Annotated in this window: 12 protein-coding genes; 7 read left to right on the top strand and 5 right to left on the bottom strand. The window is 63.8% G+C overall.

Features of this window, described 5'->3' with window-relative positions:
* Positions 1-36: 36 nt before the first annotated feature.
* The 5 genes from pepN to rimI all read right to left on the bottom strand — a co-directional run bounded on the left by pepN (position 37) and on the right by rimI (position 5,029).
* Positions 37-2,670, bottom strand: coding sequence for an aminopeptidase N (pepN, locus tag ACRWQA_RS06360; RefSeq protein WP_434228669.1), 2,634 nt, complete (start codon positions 2,668-2,670; stop codon positions 37-39).
* 72 nt (positions 2,671-2,742) lie between these two features.
* Entirely contained in the window at positions 2,743-3,141 is a 399-nt protein-coding gene (locus tag ACRWQA_RS06355) for a YbaN family protein (RefSeq protein ID WP_434228671.1), read from the bottom strand.
* A 139-nt stretch (positions 3,142-3,280) separates the two neighbouring features.
* Positions 3,281-3,811, bottom strand: a complete 531-nt coding sequence (locus ACRWQA_RS06350) for an Hsp20/alpha crystallin family protein (protein ID WP_434228673.1) — start codon at positions 3,809-3,811, stop codon at positions 3,281-3,283.
* Positions 3,812-3,989: 178 nt separating this feature from the next.
* Positions 3,990-4,475: a YajQ family cyclic di-GMP-binding protein gene (locus ACRWQA_RS06345; protein ID WP_263580641.1), complete on the bottom strand. Its 486-nt coding sequence runs from the start codon at positions 4,473-4,475 to the stop codon at positions 3,990-3,992.
* An 80-nt stretch (positions 4,476-4,555) separates the two neighbouring features.
* Positions 4,556-5,029 carry a ribosomal protein S18-alanine N-acetyltransferase gene (gene rimI / locus ACRWQA_RS06340; RefSeq protein ID WP_263580642.1) on the bottom strand — a complete coding sequence of 158 codons (474 nt, stop codon included), beginning with the start codon at positions 5,027-5,029 and terminating at the stop codon, positions 4,556-4,558.
* A 186-nt stretch (positions 5,030-5,215) separates the two neighbouring features.
* On the opposite strand from rimI, the gene ACRWQA_RS06335 reads away from it, so the two are divergent.
* From ACRWQA_RS06335 to ACRWQA_RS06305, 7 genes are all read left to right on the top strand, one after another.
* Positions 5,216-6,721, top strand: a complete 1,506-nt coding sequence (locus ACRWQA_RS06335; RefSeq protein WP_263580643.1) for a RimK family ATP-grasp domain-containing protein — start codon at positions 5,216-5,218, stop codon at positions 6,719-6,721.
* 379 nt (positions 6,722-7,100) lie between these two features.
* On the top strand, positions 7,101-8,447 hold the full coding sequence (locus ACRWQA_RS06330; protein ID WP_434228675.1) for a UDP-glucose dehydrogenase family protein: 1,347 nt from the start codon (positions 7,101-7,103) through the stop codon (positions 8,445-8,447).
* A 9-nt stretch (positions 8,448-8,456) separates the two neighbouring features.
* On the top strand, positions 8,457-10,385 hold the full coding sequence (locus tag ACRWQA_RS06325) for a glycosyltransferase (protein WP_434228677.1): 1,929 nt from the start codon (positions 8,457-8,459) through the stop codon (positions 10,383-10,385).
* Positions 10,386-10,404: 19 nt separating this feature from the next.
* Positions 10,405-11,961, top strand: a complete 1,557-nt coding sequence (locus tag ACRWQA_RS06320; RefSeq protein ID WP_434228678.1) for a PilZ domain-containing protein — start codon at positions 10,405-10,407, stop codon at positions 11,959-11,961.
* A complete protein-coding gene (locus tag ACRWQA_RS06315) occupies positions 11,951-12,823 on the top strand; it encodes a polysaccharide lyase (RefSeq protein WP_434228680.1) in 873 nt (290 codons plus the stop codon). The genes ACRWQA_RS06320 and ACRWQA_RS06315 overlap by 11 nt, the downstream gene beginning before the upstream one ends.
* Positions 12,824-12,860: 37 nt before the next feature.
* Positions 12,861-14,108 (top strand): alginate lyase family protein, encoded by a 1,248-nt coding sequence (locus tag ACRWQA_RS06310; RefSeq protein ID WP_434228681.1) that lies wholly within the window; start codon positions 12,861-12,863, stop codon positions 14,106-14,108.
* 102 nt (positions 14,109-14,210) lie between these two features.
* A complete protein-coding gene (locus tag ACRWQA_RS06305; RefSeq protein WP_434228684.1) occupies positions 14,211-16,784 on the top strand; it encodes a tetratricopeptide repeat protein in 2,574 nt (857 codons plus the stop codon).
* The last annotated feature ends 79 nt before the right edge of the window (positions 16,785-16,863 follow it).

Here is a 16,863-nt window from a genome sequence, read left to right as displayed (position 1 = left end):
AGGGCACCGCCCCGATGGGCGGTGCCCTGTCATGGGTTACGCCAAGGCCTTTTCGATCACCTCATAGACGTTCGGCGAGAGCTTCTCGGCGCGGATGCGTTCGAGCTCGCCCTTCATCAGTTCCTGGCGCGATTCGTCGAAGCGCCGCCAGCGAGTCAACGGCGTGACCAGGCGGGCGGCGATTTCCGGGTTGAGCCGGTTGAGCTCGATCACCACGTCGGCCAGCAGGCGGTAGCCCTCGCCGTCGGCCCGATGGAAGTTGATGCGGTTCTGGTTGGCAAAGGTGCCGACCAGCGCGCGCACCTTGTTGGGGTTCTTCAGCGAGAAGGCCGGGTGCGCCATCAGATGCTTGACCCGATCCAGGGCGTCCGCCTGCGGCCGGGTGACCTGAATGGCAAACCACTGGTCCATCACCAGCGAGTCGTGAGCCCACTTCTCGCCGAAAGCGCGCAGCGCGGGGCCTGCCAGGTCGTCGCGACTGCTGTGGGTCAGCAGGGTCAGCGCATGGCGTACGTCGGTCATGTTGTGGTCGGCCTCGAACTGCTGATGAGCGAGCTCGATGGCCTGCTCATCCTCGATCGCCATCAGGTAGGAGAGCGCCACGCTCTTCAGGCTGCGCCGCGCGATCTGCTCGGGCTTCGGCGCATAGGCTTCGTCGCTGCGATTCTCTTCGTAGACGCGCAGGAAGTCATCGCGCAGGGTCGCGGCCAGCGACTGCTTGACGAAGTCTCGTGCGGCATGAATCGCCTCGACGTCCACCAGTGGCTGCTGTTCGGCAATATAGGCTTCACTGGGCAGCGTCAGCATCTCGGCCAGCACTGCCTTGTCGTCGCTGCCGCGCTCCAGCAGGGCTCGGAAGGCCTCGACCAGGCGCGTGTCCATGACCTTCTCCACACCGTTGCGATGGGCGGCGATCAGGTCGTCCAACGCCAACATGGCCAACCGCTGGCCGGCATCCCAGCGGTTGAAGCCATCGGAATCGTTGGCCAACAGGAAGGCCAGGTCCTCACGGCTGTAGGGAAAACGTAGCTGGACCGGTGCCGAGAAGCCGCGCAGCAGCGAAGGCACGGGCGCCTCGGGCACGTCGGTGAATACGAAAGTCTGCTCTGCTTCGCGCAGGTGGATGACACCATCGCTGCCCAGCGACTCACCGTCCAGATGCAGCGCCAGGTCGCGGCCGGACTTGGTGCCGACCAACCCCATGCGCACGGGAATGTGCAGCGGCTGTTTCTCGGGCTGCCCCGGCGTGGCCGGGGTACGCTGACGCAGGGTCAGGCGGTACTCGGCGTGAGCATAATCATACTCGCCGTAGGCATCGATCTCCGGGGTGCCGGCCTGGGAGTACCAGCGCATGAATTGGGAGAGGTCCTGCCCCGACGCCTCGGCCATGCAGTCGACGAAGTCCTCGATGGTCACCGCCTGGCCGTCGAAACGTTCGAAATAGAGGTCGCTGCCGCGGCGGAAGGCTTCCCAACCCACCAGGTTGCACAGCATGCGTACCACCTCGGCGCCCTTCTCGTAGATGGTCAGGGTATAGAAGTTGCCGATCTCGATGTAATGGTCGGGGCGTACCGGATGAGCGGTAGGCCCGGCGTCTTCGGCGAACTGCGAGGTACGGAAGAAGGACACGTCCTCGATGCGCTTGACCGGCGCCGAGTTGACGTCGGCAGAGAAGCACTGGTCACGGAAGACGGTGAAGCCCTCCTTGAGCGAGAGCTGGAACCAGTCGCGGCAGGTCACGCGGTTGCCCGACCAGTTGTGGAAATATTCGTGTGCGACGATACCCTCGACCCGCTGGAAGGCGGCATCGGTAGCGGTGTGTGGGTGGGTCAGCACCGCCGCCGAGTTGAAGATATTGAGCCCCTTGTTCTCCATGGCGCCCATATTGAAGTCGTTGACTGCCACGATCATGAACAGGTCGAGATCGTATTCGCGGCCGTAGGTCTCCTCGTCCCACGCCATGGCTCGCTTGAGCGAGGCCATGGCGTGGTCAGTCTTGCCCAGGTTCTCCTCCTCGACCCAGATCTGCAGCGTGACCTCACGCCCGCTCATTGTAGTGAAGCGATCCTCGACCTTCTCCAGGTCGCCAGCCACCAGGGCGAACAGGTAGCTGGGCTTGGGAAACGGATCGTTCCAGGTCACGAAGTGGCGCCCACCGGGCAGTTCGCCCCGCTCCACCGTGTTGCCGTTGGAGAGCAGCACCGGCAGGCTCTGTCGGTCGCCGATCACGGTGGTGGAGAAGGTGGCCATTACGTCCGGGCGGTCCGGGTAGTAGGTGATGCGGCGGAAACCCTCGGCTTCGCACTGGGTGCAATACATGCCGTTGGAAAGATAAAGGCCTTCCAGCGCCGTGTTCTCGCTGGGAGAGATCTCGACTTCCGTGTCCAGGCGAAACTGCCTGGGTGGGTTGTGCACGGTCAGGTCGGCATCACTGAGAGCGTACTCGTCGTCGGCGAGCACCTGGCCATCGATGGCGATACGCTTGAGGGTCAGCTGCTCACCATCGAGTACGAGAGGCGCCTCGCCCTCACTTTGCGGGTGGCGCTCCATCTGCAAACTCGCCTTGACCTTGGTCGCGGCGGGGTCCAGTTCGAAAGTCAGCTCGACATGGGTCACACGGTAGGCGGGCGGCCGGTAATCGTGACGATGGGTCGGCTTGGGTTCAGACATCGGGAAGACTCCTGTCCTTGATCGATGCCCATTGTACGGTCGCGAGCTCCCCAACCTCAAAGAAGCTTGACCTCAACGCCGCACGAGGCGCACTGCCGCCGTGCTGCCAGGCTCGGGTCGTGTGACGATCCAGAGTCCCAGCAATGCCAGGCCTGCCACCAGCATCAGCTTCAGCCATACCAGGCTGAGGGTCATCAGCAGCACCAGGATCGAGAGTGCCAGCATCAGGCTGGCGATCCATTTGGCGTGACGCGGTATCGCGCGCTCGCCCTCCCAGGCCATCACGGTCGGGCCGAAGCGTGGATGCTCGCGAATCCACAAGGCAAAGCGCGGCGAGCCCCGCGATGCCGCCCATACGGCCAGCAGCATGAAGCAGGTCGTCGGCATCAGCGGTACGAACATGCCGACGACACCGAGCGCGAAGCTGATCCAGGCCAGAACGATGTAAAGGGCACGACGAAGCGAGTGCATGCATGAAGCTCCGAGATAGGCTTTCCCTGCTGCTTCCATTGAAGCCCATCTCGCCGGCGCAGGCCAATCGGCCATGCCTATGGCACCGTTAGAAAAAGAAAAGCCCGCCCGAGGGCGAGCGGAAGTGACAGGACAGCATCTACTGGATAGGAATCTCACGGCGATTCTCTCTCACTTCGCCACTGCGAGGTACGTGCACCTTGAGCACGCCGTTGGCGAACGAAGCCCTGATCTCGTCGGGTCGCGCATCGACGGGCAGATCGAGTACCCGGCGGAAGCTGCCGTAGGAGCGCTCGATGCGCTGGTAGCGATCCTCCTTGGTGCTGCTCTCTTGGCGCTTCTCGCCCTCGATGATCAAGCGGTCGCCATCCAAGGTAAGCTTGACGTCCTTCTCGTCCACGCCAGGCACCTCGACGCTGACCAGGTACTCATCGTCGCGTTCGGCAATGTCGAGCTGCGGCCTGAGCAGGCTGGCCATCTCGCCGAATCGACTCTCGAGCGCCGGCATGCCGAACTGACGCATGACGCCGTCCATCCAGCGGTCGAGTTCCTGGTGCATGCCGAGCAACGGCGAGAGTTCGCGATGTCGAGGTTCCATGGGTGCCGGCGCACCAGCGTCGCCTCGCTCGCTCTTGAACCAGTTCCAGGGTGAGAACTTTTGCAGATTCATACGCCACCTCCTGTTCGTGACAAACACACGTGACGCATCGGACAGGCCTTTCGGCACTGCGCTAGCACGAATAGAATTGGTGGCAGGGAAACGGTTTTCAAGTGGAACTCGAGGCGCCCTTTGCGCTGGATCAAGTTTGGCCATCGACCACTGACGGGTCGATGGCAGGCGAGGCATGTCAATCGCGGAAGTTATCGAACTGCAGCGCCAGGTCGGGGCCGCCTTCGCCGCGCAGCATGGCGATGACCTCCTGCAGGTCGTCGCGCTTCTTGCCGGTGACCCTTACCTTGTCGCCCTGAATCTGCGCCTGCACCTTGAGCTTGCTGTCCTTGATGCGCTTGACGATATCCTTGGCCTCCTTCTGCTCCAAACCCTGCTTGAGCTTGACCTCCTGGCGGGCACGCACACCGGAGAGCTCGGGTTCCTGGATATCCATGCAACGCGCGTCGATTCCACGAGCGATGAGGCGATTGCGCAGTACATCGAGCATCTGCTGGAGCTGGAAGTCGACTTCCGCCTCGAGCTGCACGGTGTCGCCGTTGAGCTCGAAGCTCGCCTTGACCCCCTTGAAGTCGAAGCGCCCCTGGATTTCACGGTTGGCCTGATCGACGGCGTTGCTGGCTTCGTGCTTGTCGTATTCGGAAACGATGTCGAAGGTTGGCATGGCGATGTCCTTGTTTGCCCAATCATGCCGGAAGTCTACCAGCCCGGATCGATCCCTGCGCGCCCGTGGCTCCCCCCAGGCTAGGCCGAGTTCTCTTCTGCCAGGATCACGAGCGGCTTATTCATCTGCCAGCCGGCACAACCATCCTCATAATAGTCCTCGAGCCAGCGCTCCAATCGAAAGCCCATGCGCCGATAGAGCCCGAGAGCGGTGCGGTTGTCGGCCCGCACCTCCAGACCCAGCGCCTCGGCATCATGCCGTACGGCGACCCGCTCCAGCGCCTCGAGCAGTTGGCGGCCCAGGCCGCTGCCCCGCGCCTCGGGATGAACGCAGAAGGAATAGAGCCGGGCACGACGACTGCCTCGACGGAACAACAGGGTGCCATACCCCACGAGACGTCCCCCATCGTCGGCCACAAGGGTCTCGGCATGAGCACGATTCAACAGGTGCCAGAGCTGTCGGCGGCTGAAGCGATCGCCGCTGAAGGCCACCTGCTCCAGGCGAAAAAGTGCGTCCAGATCCTGAGGTTGGGCCTGGCGCAGAGTAACGGTCATGGATCTCTCCGGGGCTGCGGTAGCAACACGGAATACAGTGAAAACAGGGTCGTATCGACAGGCCTTGGACCGTCGGGATCATGAAATCATTTCACCTGTCGAAGCGCTTGTCGACAGGAAGTTGCAGCGTCATGCTGGCCGCAATCGCGGCACTGCCGCCCCGTATCACTCGAACGGAACTCGCTCATGTGCGCCTTGCGTATCGTCGTCGACCGACAGGAAGACTGGCAGCCCTACTATCCCTCCGAAGACCTGATCAGCGCCGACGACTTCCTGGCCCTGGATCGGCGCCATCGTAGCGCGGCCGACCAGGACCGCAGCACCCACGTGATCAACCTGTGCGGTGAACTCGACTATCTGGGCACCGGCTACTACGTTTCCCTGCTCGCCCAGGCACGTGGTCAGCGTGTTCTGCCCAGCGTGGAAACCCTCAACGAGCTGTCGCGCAAGGCCTTGGTCGACCTGCAACTGGATACCCTGGCCCCCTTGCTCGGCGAGCTGGCACGCCACGGTCGCCTCGCCGGCGACAGCGTGACCCTGCGCGTGCTGTTCGGTGAATGCCGCGAGCCCGAGCTGGCCCGGCTCGCGCGAAAGCTCTTCGAGCGCCTGCCCTGCCCCCTGCTCGAGGCGCGCCTGGTGCGACGCCACGACCTGTGGCGTCTGGCCCGACTCAAGCCGATCCACCTTCGCGACCTGAACGCCGACGAACAGGACCTGTTCGCCTCCGCGCTCAACCGGCACTCGCGCAAGGTGTGGCGAACTCCCAAGGCGCGCCGTCGCTATCGCTTCGACCTGGCCATACTGGTCGACCCCAAGGAAGCCATGCCGCCGAGCAACCGCAGTGCGCTCAAGGCCTTCATTCGTGCCGGGCGCAAGCTGGGTATCGACGTTTCGCTGATCACCCGGCGCGATGCGGGGCGGCTCGCCGAATTCGATGGGCTCTTCATCCGCGAGACGACGGCACTGGATCACCATACCTATCGCATGGCCCGACTTGCCGAGCACGAAGGGCTGGTAGTGATCGATTCCCCGCGTGACATCCTGCGCTGTACCAACAAGGTCTACCTGCACGCGTTATTGCGTGCCCGCGGCGTGCCTGCGCCGGAAGGCGTGCTGCTGAAGCGGCGCGACCGCCGGCCACTGGCGGAGCGGGTCGCCGGGTTGAGCTTTCCCCTGGTACTCAAGATTCCCGACGGCGCTTTCTCGCGCGGGATCGTCAAGATTGGCTCGTTCGAACAGCTGGAGCACGAAACCCGGCGCTTGTTCGAGGATTCCGCCTTGCTGCTGCTGCAGGAGTGGCTGCCGACCGAGTACGACTGGCGAATCGGCGTTCTGGATGGCCAGGTGCTGTTCGCCAGCCGTTACTACATGGCGCGTGGCCACTGGCAGATCTACGACCACTCGGGCGCCAGAGTGAAGAGCGGCGGTTTCACGACCCACGACCCGGCCGAGGTACCGCCTGCCGTGATTCGGGCGGCCCTGAAGGCCACCCGCCTGATCGGCGATGGGCTCTACGGCGTCGATCTCAAGCAGGCCGGGGAACGCGTGGTCGTCATCGAGGTGAACGACAATCCCAACGTGGACGCCGGCATCGAGGATACCGTTCTGGGGCGCCAGCTCTACGAACGCATCATGGGCGTCTTCCTGTCCCGTATGGAAGCCCGCGTTGCGGCCAGATCATTTGAGAGCTGAGGGAGTCGTTGGATACCCACATCATCAATTAACCAAATAAAACAAAACAATTCAATAAATTACCTCTCGCGCCTCTACCATTGTCGCCATCAAGAGACAGTTCAAGCCCTTGATCTAAAAGGCTAAGATCACTTCGGCTCACTTATGTCTCTTATTGGCGACAATTTGTGTCGTCCCATTCAATCACTATCCTCTCCATGCCCTGCCAAATCACTGAATGAAAACAGTGTTCTCTAGTTGGCGCGGATGTTGCGTACCGTATGGCACGCTAACTAAATGAACCCGGCCCTGCTCGCTATCGCACGTCGGTCAACCACCGACACCGGCGCGATGGCGTTGTTTGGATGACAGGGCGCAATTGCAAGGAGCGACGACGACCATGAGGATAACCATCTTCGGTTCCGGCTATGTGGGTCTAGTCACCGGCGCCTGCCTGGCCGATGTCGGCCATCAGGTCATGTGCGTGGACATCGACGAGGAAAAGGTGGCTCGACTGAACGAGGGGGAAATCCCCATCTACGAGCCCGGCCTGGAGGATCTGATCAGCAAGAACAAGGCCGCAGGACGCATCGAATTCACCACTGATGCCACCAAGGCCGTGGAATTCGGCCTGCTCCAGTTCATTGCCGTGGGCACCCCCTCCGACGAGGATGGCAGCGCCGACCTCAAGTATGTACTGAAGGTTGCCGAGACCGTCGGCCAGTACATGACCGACTACAAGATCATCGTCGACAAGTCGACCGTGCCCGTCGGCACCGCCAGCAAGGTGGAGCGCACCGTGGCCGCCGAGTTGGAGAAGCGCGGTCTCGACCTGGAATTCGACGTCTGCTCCAATCCCGAATTCCTCAAGGAAGGTGCCGCCATCGAGGACTTCTCGCGTGGCTCACGCATCATCGTCGGCACCGATTCGGAGCGCGTCAAGAAGGCCATGATGGAGTGCTACGGGCCCTACAACCGTCAGCGCGACAAGATGATGTTCATGGGCATACGCAGCGCCGAGCTGACCAAATACGCCGCCAACGCAATGCTCGCCACCAAGATCAGCTTCATCAACGAAGTCGCCAATCTCGCCGAGCGCCTCGGCGCCGATGTCGAGGAAGTGCGCCACGGCATCGGCTCCGACCCGCGTATCGGCTACAGCTTCATCTACCCCGGCTGCGGTTACGGCGGTTCCTGCTTCCCCAAGGACGTCAAGGCGCTGGCCCATACCGCCGAGGAGATCGGCCACCCCGCCGAGATGATCAAGGCCGTGGAGCGGGTCAATGCGCGGCAGAAGAACAAGCTGTTCGAGAAGCTGTGCCAGGCCTTCGACGGCCAGTTGGCCGGCAAGACCATCGCCGTCTGGGGGCTGGCCTTCAAGCCCAATACCGACGACATGCGCGAAGCGCCCAGCCGCACCCTGATGGAAGCCCTGTGGGATGCCGGCGCGCGGGTTCAAGCGTACGACCCGGAAGCCGCCGACGAGTGTCGTCGCCTCTATGGTGAACGCGACGACCTGGTGCTGACCGAGCGTCGTGACGACGCCCTGGAGGGAGCCCACGCTCTGGTCATCTGCACCGAGTGGAAGGCCTTCCGTACCGTCGACTTCGAGGAGCTGTACCACAAGCTCAGGGAGCCGGTGCTGGTCGACGGACGCAACCTGTTCCAACCCGAGTTCGTCAAGGCTGCGGGGCTCGCCTACTACGGCATCGGCCGAGGTGACTCCGTGCGGCCCGTACTGGCCTGAGGAGTTCCGATGTCCGCTACTCCCCCAGATCCCTCCACTGCCAGCCGGGTCACGGAGGTCACCACCTTCCTGTTTGGCCTGGCCTTGATGGTGGTCATCGTCAGCGAGTTGCCCTCGGAGGTGTTCTCGCCCGAGTCGGAGAGTTTCATCTTCGTCATCGGCTGGATCGCCATCTGGCGCTACTCCTGGTGGGCCATCCAGGCCGTACGCTCGGTATGGTACAACCGGCGCGTGTTTCCGCAGTTGCGGGCCGAGGCGGACGCGATCGGCGAGGAGGAGAAGCCACCCGAACTGTTCGTGCTCTGCACCTCGTTCCGAATCGAGGCGGAGGTGAACTTCCAGGTCTACGACGCCTTGATTCGCGAGGCTCGCGACTACGGCGTACCGACCACCATCTTCGCCTCCGTCTCGGATCGTACCGATGTGGATGTCATCACTCACGTGATGGACGATCACGGCTGGCCGAAGAACGTCGAAGTGCGCTACATGTTCCAGAAAGGGGACGGCAAGCGCTCGGCCATGGCCGAAGTGCTGCGGGCAATCTCCCGGCGCCTGCCGGCGCCGGGGTCGCTGCTGGTGTCGATGGACGGCGATATCCGGCTCGAGCCGGGTACGCTGTCGCGTTCGCTCTGCTTCTTCCAGTCTCAGGATGACCTGGGTGCGCTGACCACCAACAACCGCGCGGAAGTGACCGGCAACGATGCCACCCGCGAGTGGTATGACCTGCGCTATGCGCAACGCCACCTGATGATGAGCTCGATGGCGGTCTCGCGACGTCTGCTGGTATTGACCGGCCGCTACAGCGTCTTCCGCGCCGACCTGGCGACCCAGCCGGACTTCATCGAGCTGATCGAGAGCGACCACGTCGACCATTGGCGCTTCGGCAACTTCAAGTTCCTCTCGGGCGACGATAAGTCCTCGTGGTACTGGTTGCTGAAGAACGGCTGGCGCATGCTCTACGTTCCCGACGTCTTCGTCACCGGGTTCGAAGAACTACCCGACCGTAGGCGCTTCTTCGCCTCGACCACCGACCTGATGCGCCGCTGGTACGGCAACATGCTGCGTACCAGTAACCGGGCCATCGGCCTGGGACCTCGCCCGATGGGCATGTTCACCTGGTGGAGCCTGGTGGATCAGCGTCTCTCCATGTGGACGACCCTGGTCGGACCCACGGTGGTGACACTGGTGACGCTGTTCGTCAGGCCTTCGTTCTTCTTCGCCTACGTGCTGTGGATACTCTTCACCCGCGGCATTGCCACCTCGATCCTGGCGTGGCAGCGAGGACGCTTCAGCCTGCTGTGGGTTCCGCTGATTTACTACAATCAAGTATGGGGCGCGATGCTGAAGACTTATGTCAGCTTCCGCTTCAACCGCCAGAAATGGTCACGCCAGGGAATCTCCGCAGGCGAGCCGAGCGATCCTGTTGCGGCCAGAAGGCAGCGCCGCATGGGCCATGTGCTGCATGGCTTTGCTTATGGCGTACTGCTCTTCATCCTGCTTATTGCCACCGGCGTGATGGCACCGCCGGACCGGGTATCGCTGCACATTGCGCGTGACCAGACATGGGAGCGCAATCAGGATCCCGAGCGGATCGACCGCTGGCTTGGAGCCGTCCTGGCAGACAAGAGCGGCGACTCGGTGCAGCTGCCTCCGGGCTACTTCCGTCTCGAAGGCGGCCTGCTCGAGACGCTGCAGCGCAACACGCTGCCGAACGAATCGCGGATCCGCGGCAATCAGGACACTACCGTCCTGGCGATTTCCCCGGCCTTGGCGGAGCTGGTGCAAGGCCCGAATGGCGACCCCATCCAGGATGCCGTCGAGTGCACCGTGGATGCGCACTGCCAACTGGCCCTGAACGAACATAACCTGTCCCTCGTCAACGTACGACTCAGGGTCGAGCCCGATGCCCCGACCGACGTGGCAGCGACTCAGCCCTGACGCAAGGAGCGACCAACGGATGGCTGACAATTTTTTCGATGATGACTCCCAGCGGCACGAGCCTACCCTGGGTGGGCACCGACCGAGGCAAGCCGACTCTCACACCGAGCCAAGGAATGCCGATCAGGACAGCGTGCGGCTGACCCAGGGTGACCGGCTGCAGCACGAGCGCCGTGACGAGCGAGGCTACATTCGCGTTACCCTTCCGTTTCGCGTCGACCTCGCCGACAGCGACACCGAACTGAGCGGCAACGATGTCTCGCTGGGGGGCTTCTCCGCACGCAGCTCACAGCGTTTCGAGCCGGGCGAGAAAATATCCGCCTCGCTGCTGATGATGGCCGGCGCCACCGAACTGATCGTCCCGCTGAAGGCCGAGTGCCTACGCGCGACCCGCGCGGCGAACGGAGACGGCTACGACATCAGCTTCGAGATCACCGAGATCGAACCGCAGCATCGCGAGCTGCTGCGCCAGATCATCCGCAGCGCCCTCAGCGGACGCTCGCCCAACGTCGAAGGCCTGATGGCGGGTGAAGATCCCCAGACACCGCGCAAGCGCCAGGCGAGCAAACCCTTGCCGCCTGCGCGTCCGCCCAAGCCGATGGGACGCTACATCCTGTTGTTCGTTGCCATCGGCCTGTTGGTGCTGGTTGGGGCAGCCACGGCCTACCGCAATTTCATGCTGATCGAGCCTAGCTTCGCTGCCGTCACCGCGCCGCGCATCGACATTCGAGCCCCCGGTCCGGGCATCCTCGGCGAGCACGAACTGACTGCCGGGGATCAGGTCGAGCGCGATCAACTGCTGACCAGCGTGGTCAACAGCGAGCTGGAATCGGACCTGATCCTGGCCGAGGCGGCGCTCGACTATAACAACCGCCTGATCGAGAACCTGCGCGAACACCTCGAAGGCGGCATGCAGGAGGTCAGCCTGGCCAACTCGGCACAGCCGGCCAGTGGCGACACCATGACATTCGAATCGGTCTCGCCGGAGATCGCCCAGGCACGGGTCGAGCAGTTCGAGACGGTTCGCGACTACGAGAGTTCCCGCATCGCCGCGCTCGAGGCGCGCGCCGCCAGCAACGAGATCTACAGTCCCTGCGACTGCCTGGTGGCCTGGGCCTTGAGCAGCGCCGACGGCGTCTACATCAACGAAAGCGAGCGGATCATGACGCTGATCCGTACCGACGAGGACGACGTGCTGGTCGAAGCACTGGTGCACATGAACGACATCAGCCGCATCGAACCCAACCAGCAGGCCTACGTGACCCTGGCCAATGCCAACCAGCCGATTCGCGCCCGGGTACGCAACGTCGCCCTCGACGTCGAGCGTCAGCCACGTGCCGGTTTCCCCAGTTGGGTACGCCAGCAGCAGAACGTGGCAAGCGTACTCCTGGTTCCCGAGGAGCCGCTTCCTGCGGAGAGCGTCGGCCAGCCCGTGGACGTACGCTTTACCGAAGCACCGCTGCTGGGGGCCGCCTCGGAACGGATCTGGCAGGGGGTAAGAACGGTCATCCAGTTCGGTGACGACATCTATCGCGCCGCCACGGAGGACAACGATGAAGTTACCAATGAAGGCTAAGCCCAGCCGGGCTCCGAGCCTATACCTGCCGCTGCTTGGCGCACTATTGCTGCCGGCTTCCGCCACCCATGCCGACGAAGCCGAGGATGCCCTCGTCGGCATTCCCCAAGTGGAAGCCTGTTCCCAGCGCTACGCCCAAGCCGAAACGCCCCGCCCGCGTCAAGCCGCGAGCGCTCACGCTTCCATACGTCAGAATTTTCATACCCGGCGTCACTGGGGTACCGAAGAGAACGTGGAACGCCTTGACGCCGAACAGACCGGGATTGGTGAGCCCGGCCTGCGCGTGCACTACCCCGCCGGCACCTCCTCACCCGGGGAGGAACCGGTCGGCGGGGCCGGCTTCTACAGCGACCCGCCCTCCATAAAGGGGGCTGACCGGGCCTGCCTGAGTTACAGGGTCCGGTTCCCCCCGGACTTCGACTTCGTACGCGGTGGCAAACTGCCGGGGCTCTATGGCGGCGAAGCCCCCTCCGGGGGCGAAGAGGTCGATGGCAAGAACGGCTTCTCGATGCGCCTGATGTGGCGCGAGGAAGGCGAAGGCGAACTCTACCCCTATGTGGTCGGTTTCGAGGGCGATTCGGTGGGACGCGGCTTCTGGCGCTTCCCGCTGGGTCAGTGGGTCACCCTCGAGCAGGAGATCGTGCTCAACGACCCCGGCCAGGAGAACGGCATCGCCCGACTATGGGTCGACGGACGTCCGGTGCTGGAACAGCAGAACGTCGTCTATCGCACCTCGCCCTCGGTCACCATCGATGGGCTGATGTTCTCCACCTTCTTTGGTGGTAGCGGCGAAGGATGGCGTACGCCGCGCGACCAGTACGTGGACTTTGCCGCTTTCCGGTTCTTCACACCACACCCTTGACACTCCGCATTCGAGCGCCAATGGAGCGACGCCGATCATGCCCCTTGCCGTAGCAAAAGGACTTACCGCGAGACTGCTGTGCACGCTCTCCCTCGCCCTGATGGTGACGGGAGGCGGCGTGGCGGCAGCCACCGAGACTCTCTCGCGAGAGGAGCGCATGGAGCTCGACCTCTCGGAGTACCGCGTCACCGACACGGATGCCGGCTACTTCGATGTCGAAGCGCGCATGGCCCTGCTGGACGAAACCGACAACTCGATCCTGCTGCAGCTGCAAGACGAACTCGAGACCGGTCCCAGCTGTCGTCAGATGCTCAATTTCAAGCCCATCACCACACGCGGGGGCATACCAGGCTTCTACCCCAACCCCGAGGAGTGGGAACTGGCCACCGAGCCGCTGTTCGCTTTCGAGGACAGCGTGTCGGTACTGGCCGGCTCCTTCGTCGCCAGCGGCGACACCTTCTATGCCGACTGCCTGGTACGCTTCCTGCACGGCTGGGCCGAGGCCAAGGCGCTGACCACCTTCGTCTTCGACCCGAACGACCCTCAGGCCTGGTTCGCCGCGGAATCGATGCTGTTCGCCGCCGCCATGGCCTATTCCATCGTGCGTCCCTACGTGGATGGCTACGAGGAGGAGCGCGCCGAGATCGAGCAGTGGCTGCACGGTCTTGCTCTGCAGCACTCGGCGTTTCCCGGTGAGGAGGAGGAGAGCTGCTGCAACAACCATTTCTATCGTCGCGCGCTCTACGCCAGCATGATCGGCGTACTGGTGGAGGACGACGACCTGTTCCGCTTCGGCGTCAGCGCCATCTATTCGGCGCTGCACGACATGACCGAGGAGGGCGCCCTGCCCCTCGAGGTGAGTCGCGGCCGGCGCGCGACCCACTACCAGAACTATGCGCTCAACTACCTCGTCACCAACATGCAGGTCATTCAGCGCCAGGGCTACGACATCTTCGACCTCGAGTACGAAGGCAATGACATTCACGAGGCCGTCGATTACCTGTTCCGCATCCTCGACAACCCCGAGGCACTGGGCGACTACGCACCGCTGGAACAATTCACCGGGTTTCTGCGGGATCCCCAGTATTTCACCTGGATGGATATCTACCTCGCCCGCTTCGACCATCCGCAGATGGCCCGTTTCATTACCCGGGTGCGTCCCACTTACAACCGCAGCGCCGGCGGTTTCATCACCTTCTATTTCATGGATCCCGATGCCCAGCAGCACGTCTACATGGACGAGGAGCAGCGACGCACCGAAGCCTTCCGCGGCTTGAGCAATTGAGCAAGCGACCTGAAAACCACACATCACAGAGGGGAACACATGGAACGGACAACGAACAGGACTTTACTCGTCCCCTCGCTGCGGATGACCGCAGCGCTAATCGTGTCGGCATGGCTTGTCGGCTGTGCCGCCCCGGGAGGCTCTGCTCCCGGCGGGCATGCCCCGCCCGTCCCGGCAGGATATGAAGCCTGGTTCGGCGGCGTCATCGACGCCGATATCTCCGGCCGGGACTGGGACGTCATCGACTACAGCCAGCGGCTGATCGAAGAGGAGCGCTACGAGGAAGCCATGGAGCAACTCGACGCACTGATGGCACGCAACGTCATGCCGGCTTTCTATGAGGCGGGCAAGCTCTACGAACGCGGCATCGGCGTCGAAGAGAATCCCGCAAAAGCGGCCGAGCTCTACGGCAAGGCGCTGGAGCTGCAGTCCGCCATACACGGCCATGCCTCGCTGCACCTCGGGCGACTGTATCAGGAAGGTCGCGGCGTCGCGCAAAACGATGTGCTGGCCTATCACCTGCTCAAGCAAGCCGTGGAAGCGAATATCGAGCAGGACGCCGAGGTCCGGCTGGCCGAGCTGTTGGCCAGTGGCGGCGAGAATGTCGAAGCCGACCCGGAAATGGCCAAGCAGCTCTACGAGCGCGCCGCCGCCCAGGGAGACTCAAAGGCGCTGGAAGCATTGGCCAAAGCGCACTCCCCCGGTGGCTGGCTGGAAGAGGACCCTGCCGCGGTCATGGACTACGGCCAGCGCTATGCCGAGACGCTCGAAACACAGGCCAGCACCGGCGACACCGGCGCCATGCTGCAACTGGCGTCGCTCTACTCGGCAGAGGGACTGCTCGGCGATCAACCCGAGCAGCGCGTCCGCTGGCTGCGCCAGGCCGCCGAGGCCGGCGACGTCGACGCCTTGGCTCGTGCCGGACGCGAGATGGTCGAGGCCGGCGATACCGCCGGAGGCATGGAGCTGCTCGAGGAAGCCGCCGCTGATGGGCACGTCGATGCCATGACGTACTACGGCGAGGCGCTGCTGGAAGGCAGCGTCGGCCGACCGCAGCCGGTACTCGCCGAGCGCTGGCTGCAAGCAGCGATCGAAGCGGGTTCGGTGGATGCCCAGGTGATACTCGGCCGCGCGCTCGTCGAAGGAGAGGGTGGGCTCAACGACCTGCCCCGCGGCATGAACCTGCTCGAACAGGCGGCCCAACAGGACCATCCGCTGGCGCTGGCCCAACTGGGCTCGCTCTATCTCGATGATGAGCGGATTGCCGGCCAGCCCTACATTGCCGTCGATTATCTCGAACGCGGTCACGCACTCGGCCATCCATGGGCGACCCAGCAACTCGGCGAGGCCTATCTCAAGGGCCGCGGCGTGGCTCAGGATCCCGCACGGGGCGAGGAGCTGTTACGCCAGGCCGCCGAACGTGGACAATCGGGGGCGATGCGACTACTGGGTGAAGCCTACCTGGACGAGGAGAGTCACGCTTTCGAACCCAGCCGCGGCGAGGAGCTGCTGCGCCAGGCCGCCCAGGCCGGCGATACCACGGCGATGACCCTGCTCGGCGAAGCCTACCTGGAAGGGCCGCTGCCGGAAGACCCTTCCCAGGGTATTCAGCTGCTCACCCAGGCCGCCGAACAGGGAGATGCCTATGCCATGGTGGTTCTCGGTCGCGCCTATCGCAACGGCAGCGGCGTCGAGCGCGACCTGAACGAGGCCAACCGCTGGCTGACCCGGGCTCAGGAGGCAGGGCACGAATCCGCCGACGAAGCCCTCACCTACTTGCAGCGCGACCTGGGCGCCCAAGGCAACATCGAGGCGCTCGTGGCCGCTGCGGAGGATGGCCATCCCGGCGCAATGGCCGACCTCGGTCGTGCCTTCCTCAGCGGTGAGGGCGTCCAGCAGGACCAGGAGCGGGCCGAATACTGGCTGGGACAGGCGCATCAGGCGGGCCATGCCGGCGCCGCGGCAAGCCTCGGCCGGATGTACCTCGACCGGGGCGCCACCGAGCGTGGCATCGACTACCTCGAAGCTGCCGTTTCCCGTGGCCACGCCGGAGCCCGCAGCAGCCTGGGCGAAGCTTACCTGACCGGAGACGGCGTCGAGCGCGATGTGGAGCGAGGCATGGAGCTGCTGACCGCCGCCGCCGAATCGGGTGATCCCAACGCTGCCTTCCTGCTGGGCGAGGCCTACCAGAACGGCGACGGCGTGGAGCAGGACGCCGAACAGGCCGAACGCTGGTACCGTCAGGCCAGCGATGCCGGCGCCACCCACGCGCGCGTCGGATTGGGGCTCGCGCTGATGCGTGGTGACGGCGCCATTGCCCAAGACGTCGAGGAAGGCCATGCCCTGCTGCTCGAGGCCGCTGAACAGGGCCATCCGGGTGCCCAGGCCTCCCTCGGCCGCGAATACCTGCGTGGCGAGAACGTCGAGGCCGACCCGGAACGCGGAGCCAATTACCTCTACGAGGCCGCAAGCCAAGGGCATCGCAGTGCGCGCCTCTCCCTCGCCCAGGCCTATCTCTCTGCCCGTGGACTGGAGCACGCCAACCAGCAACAGGCGCTGCTATGGCTCGACGACGTCTTCGAGAGCGAAGGACAGATGGCCGTCGAGACGCTGCGTCAGCTACTTACCGACGAAGAAGCCCTCGCCGCCGCCGCTGAGGTGGAGGTGGATGAGTGAACGGCGCCCCTCGGGGCGTTCTGGTGCAGGCTCGACAAGGCCTCGCATATGACAAGGCCGGCACTCCGTGCCGGCCTTT

This window comes from Billgrantia sp. C5P2, assembly GCF_051062895.2.
The sequence above is the reverse complement of the archived record's forward strand: the minus strand, read 5'-3'. Positions and strand labels throughout refer to the sequence as shown.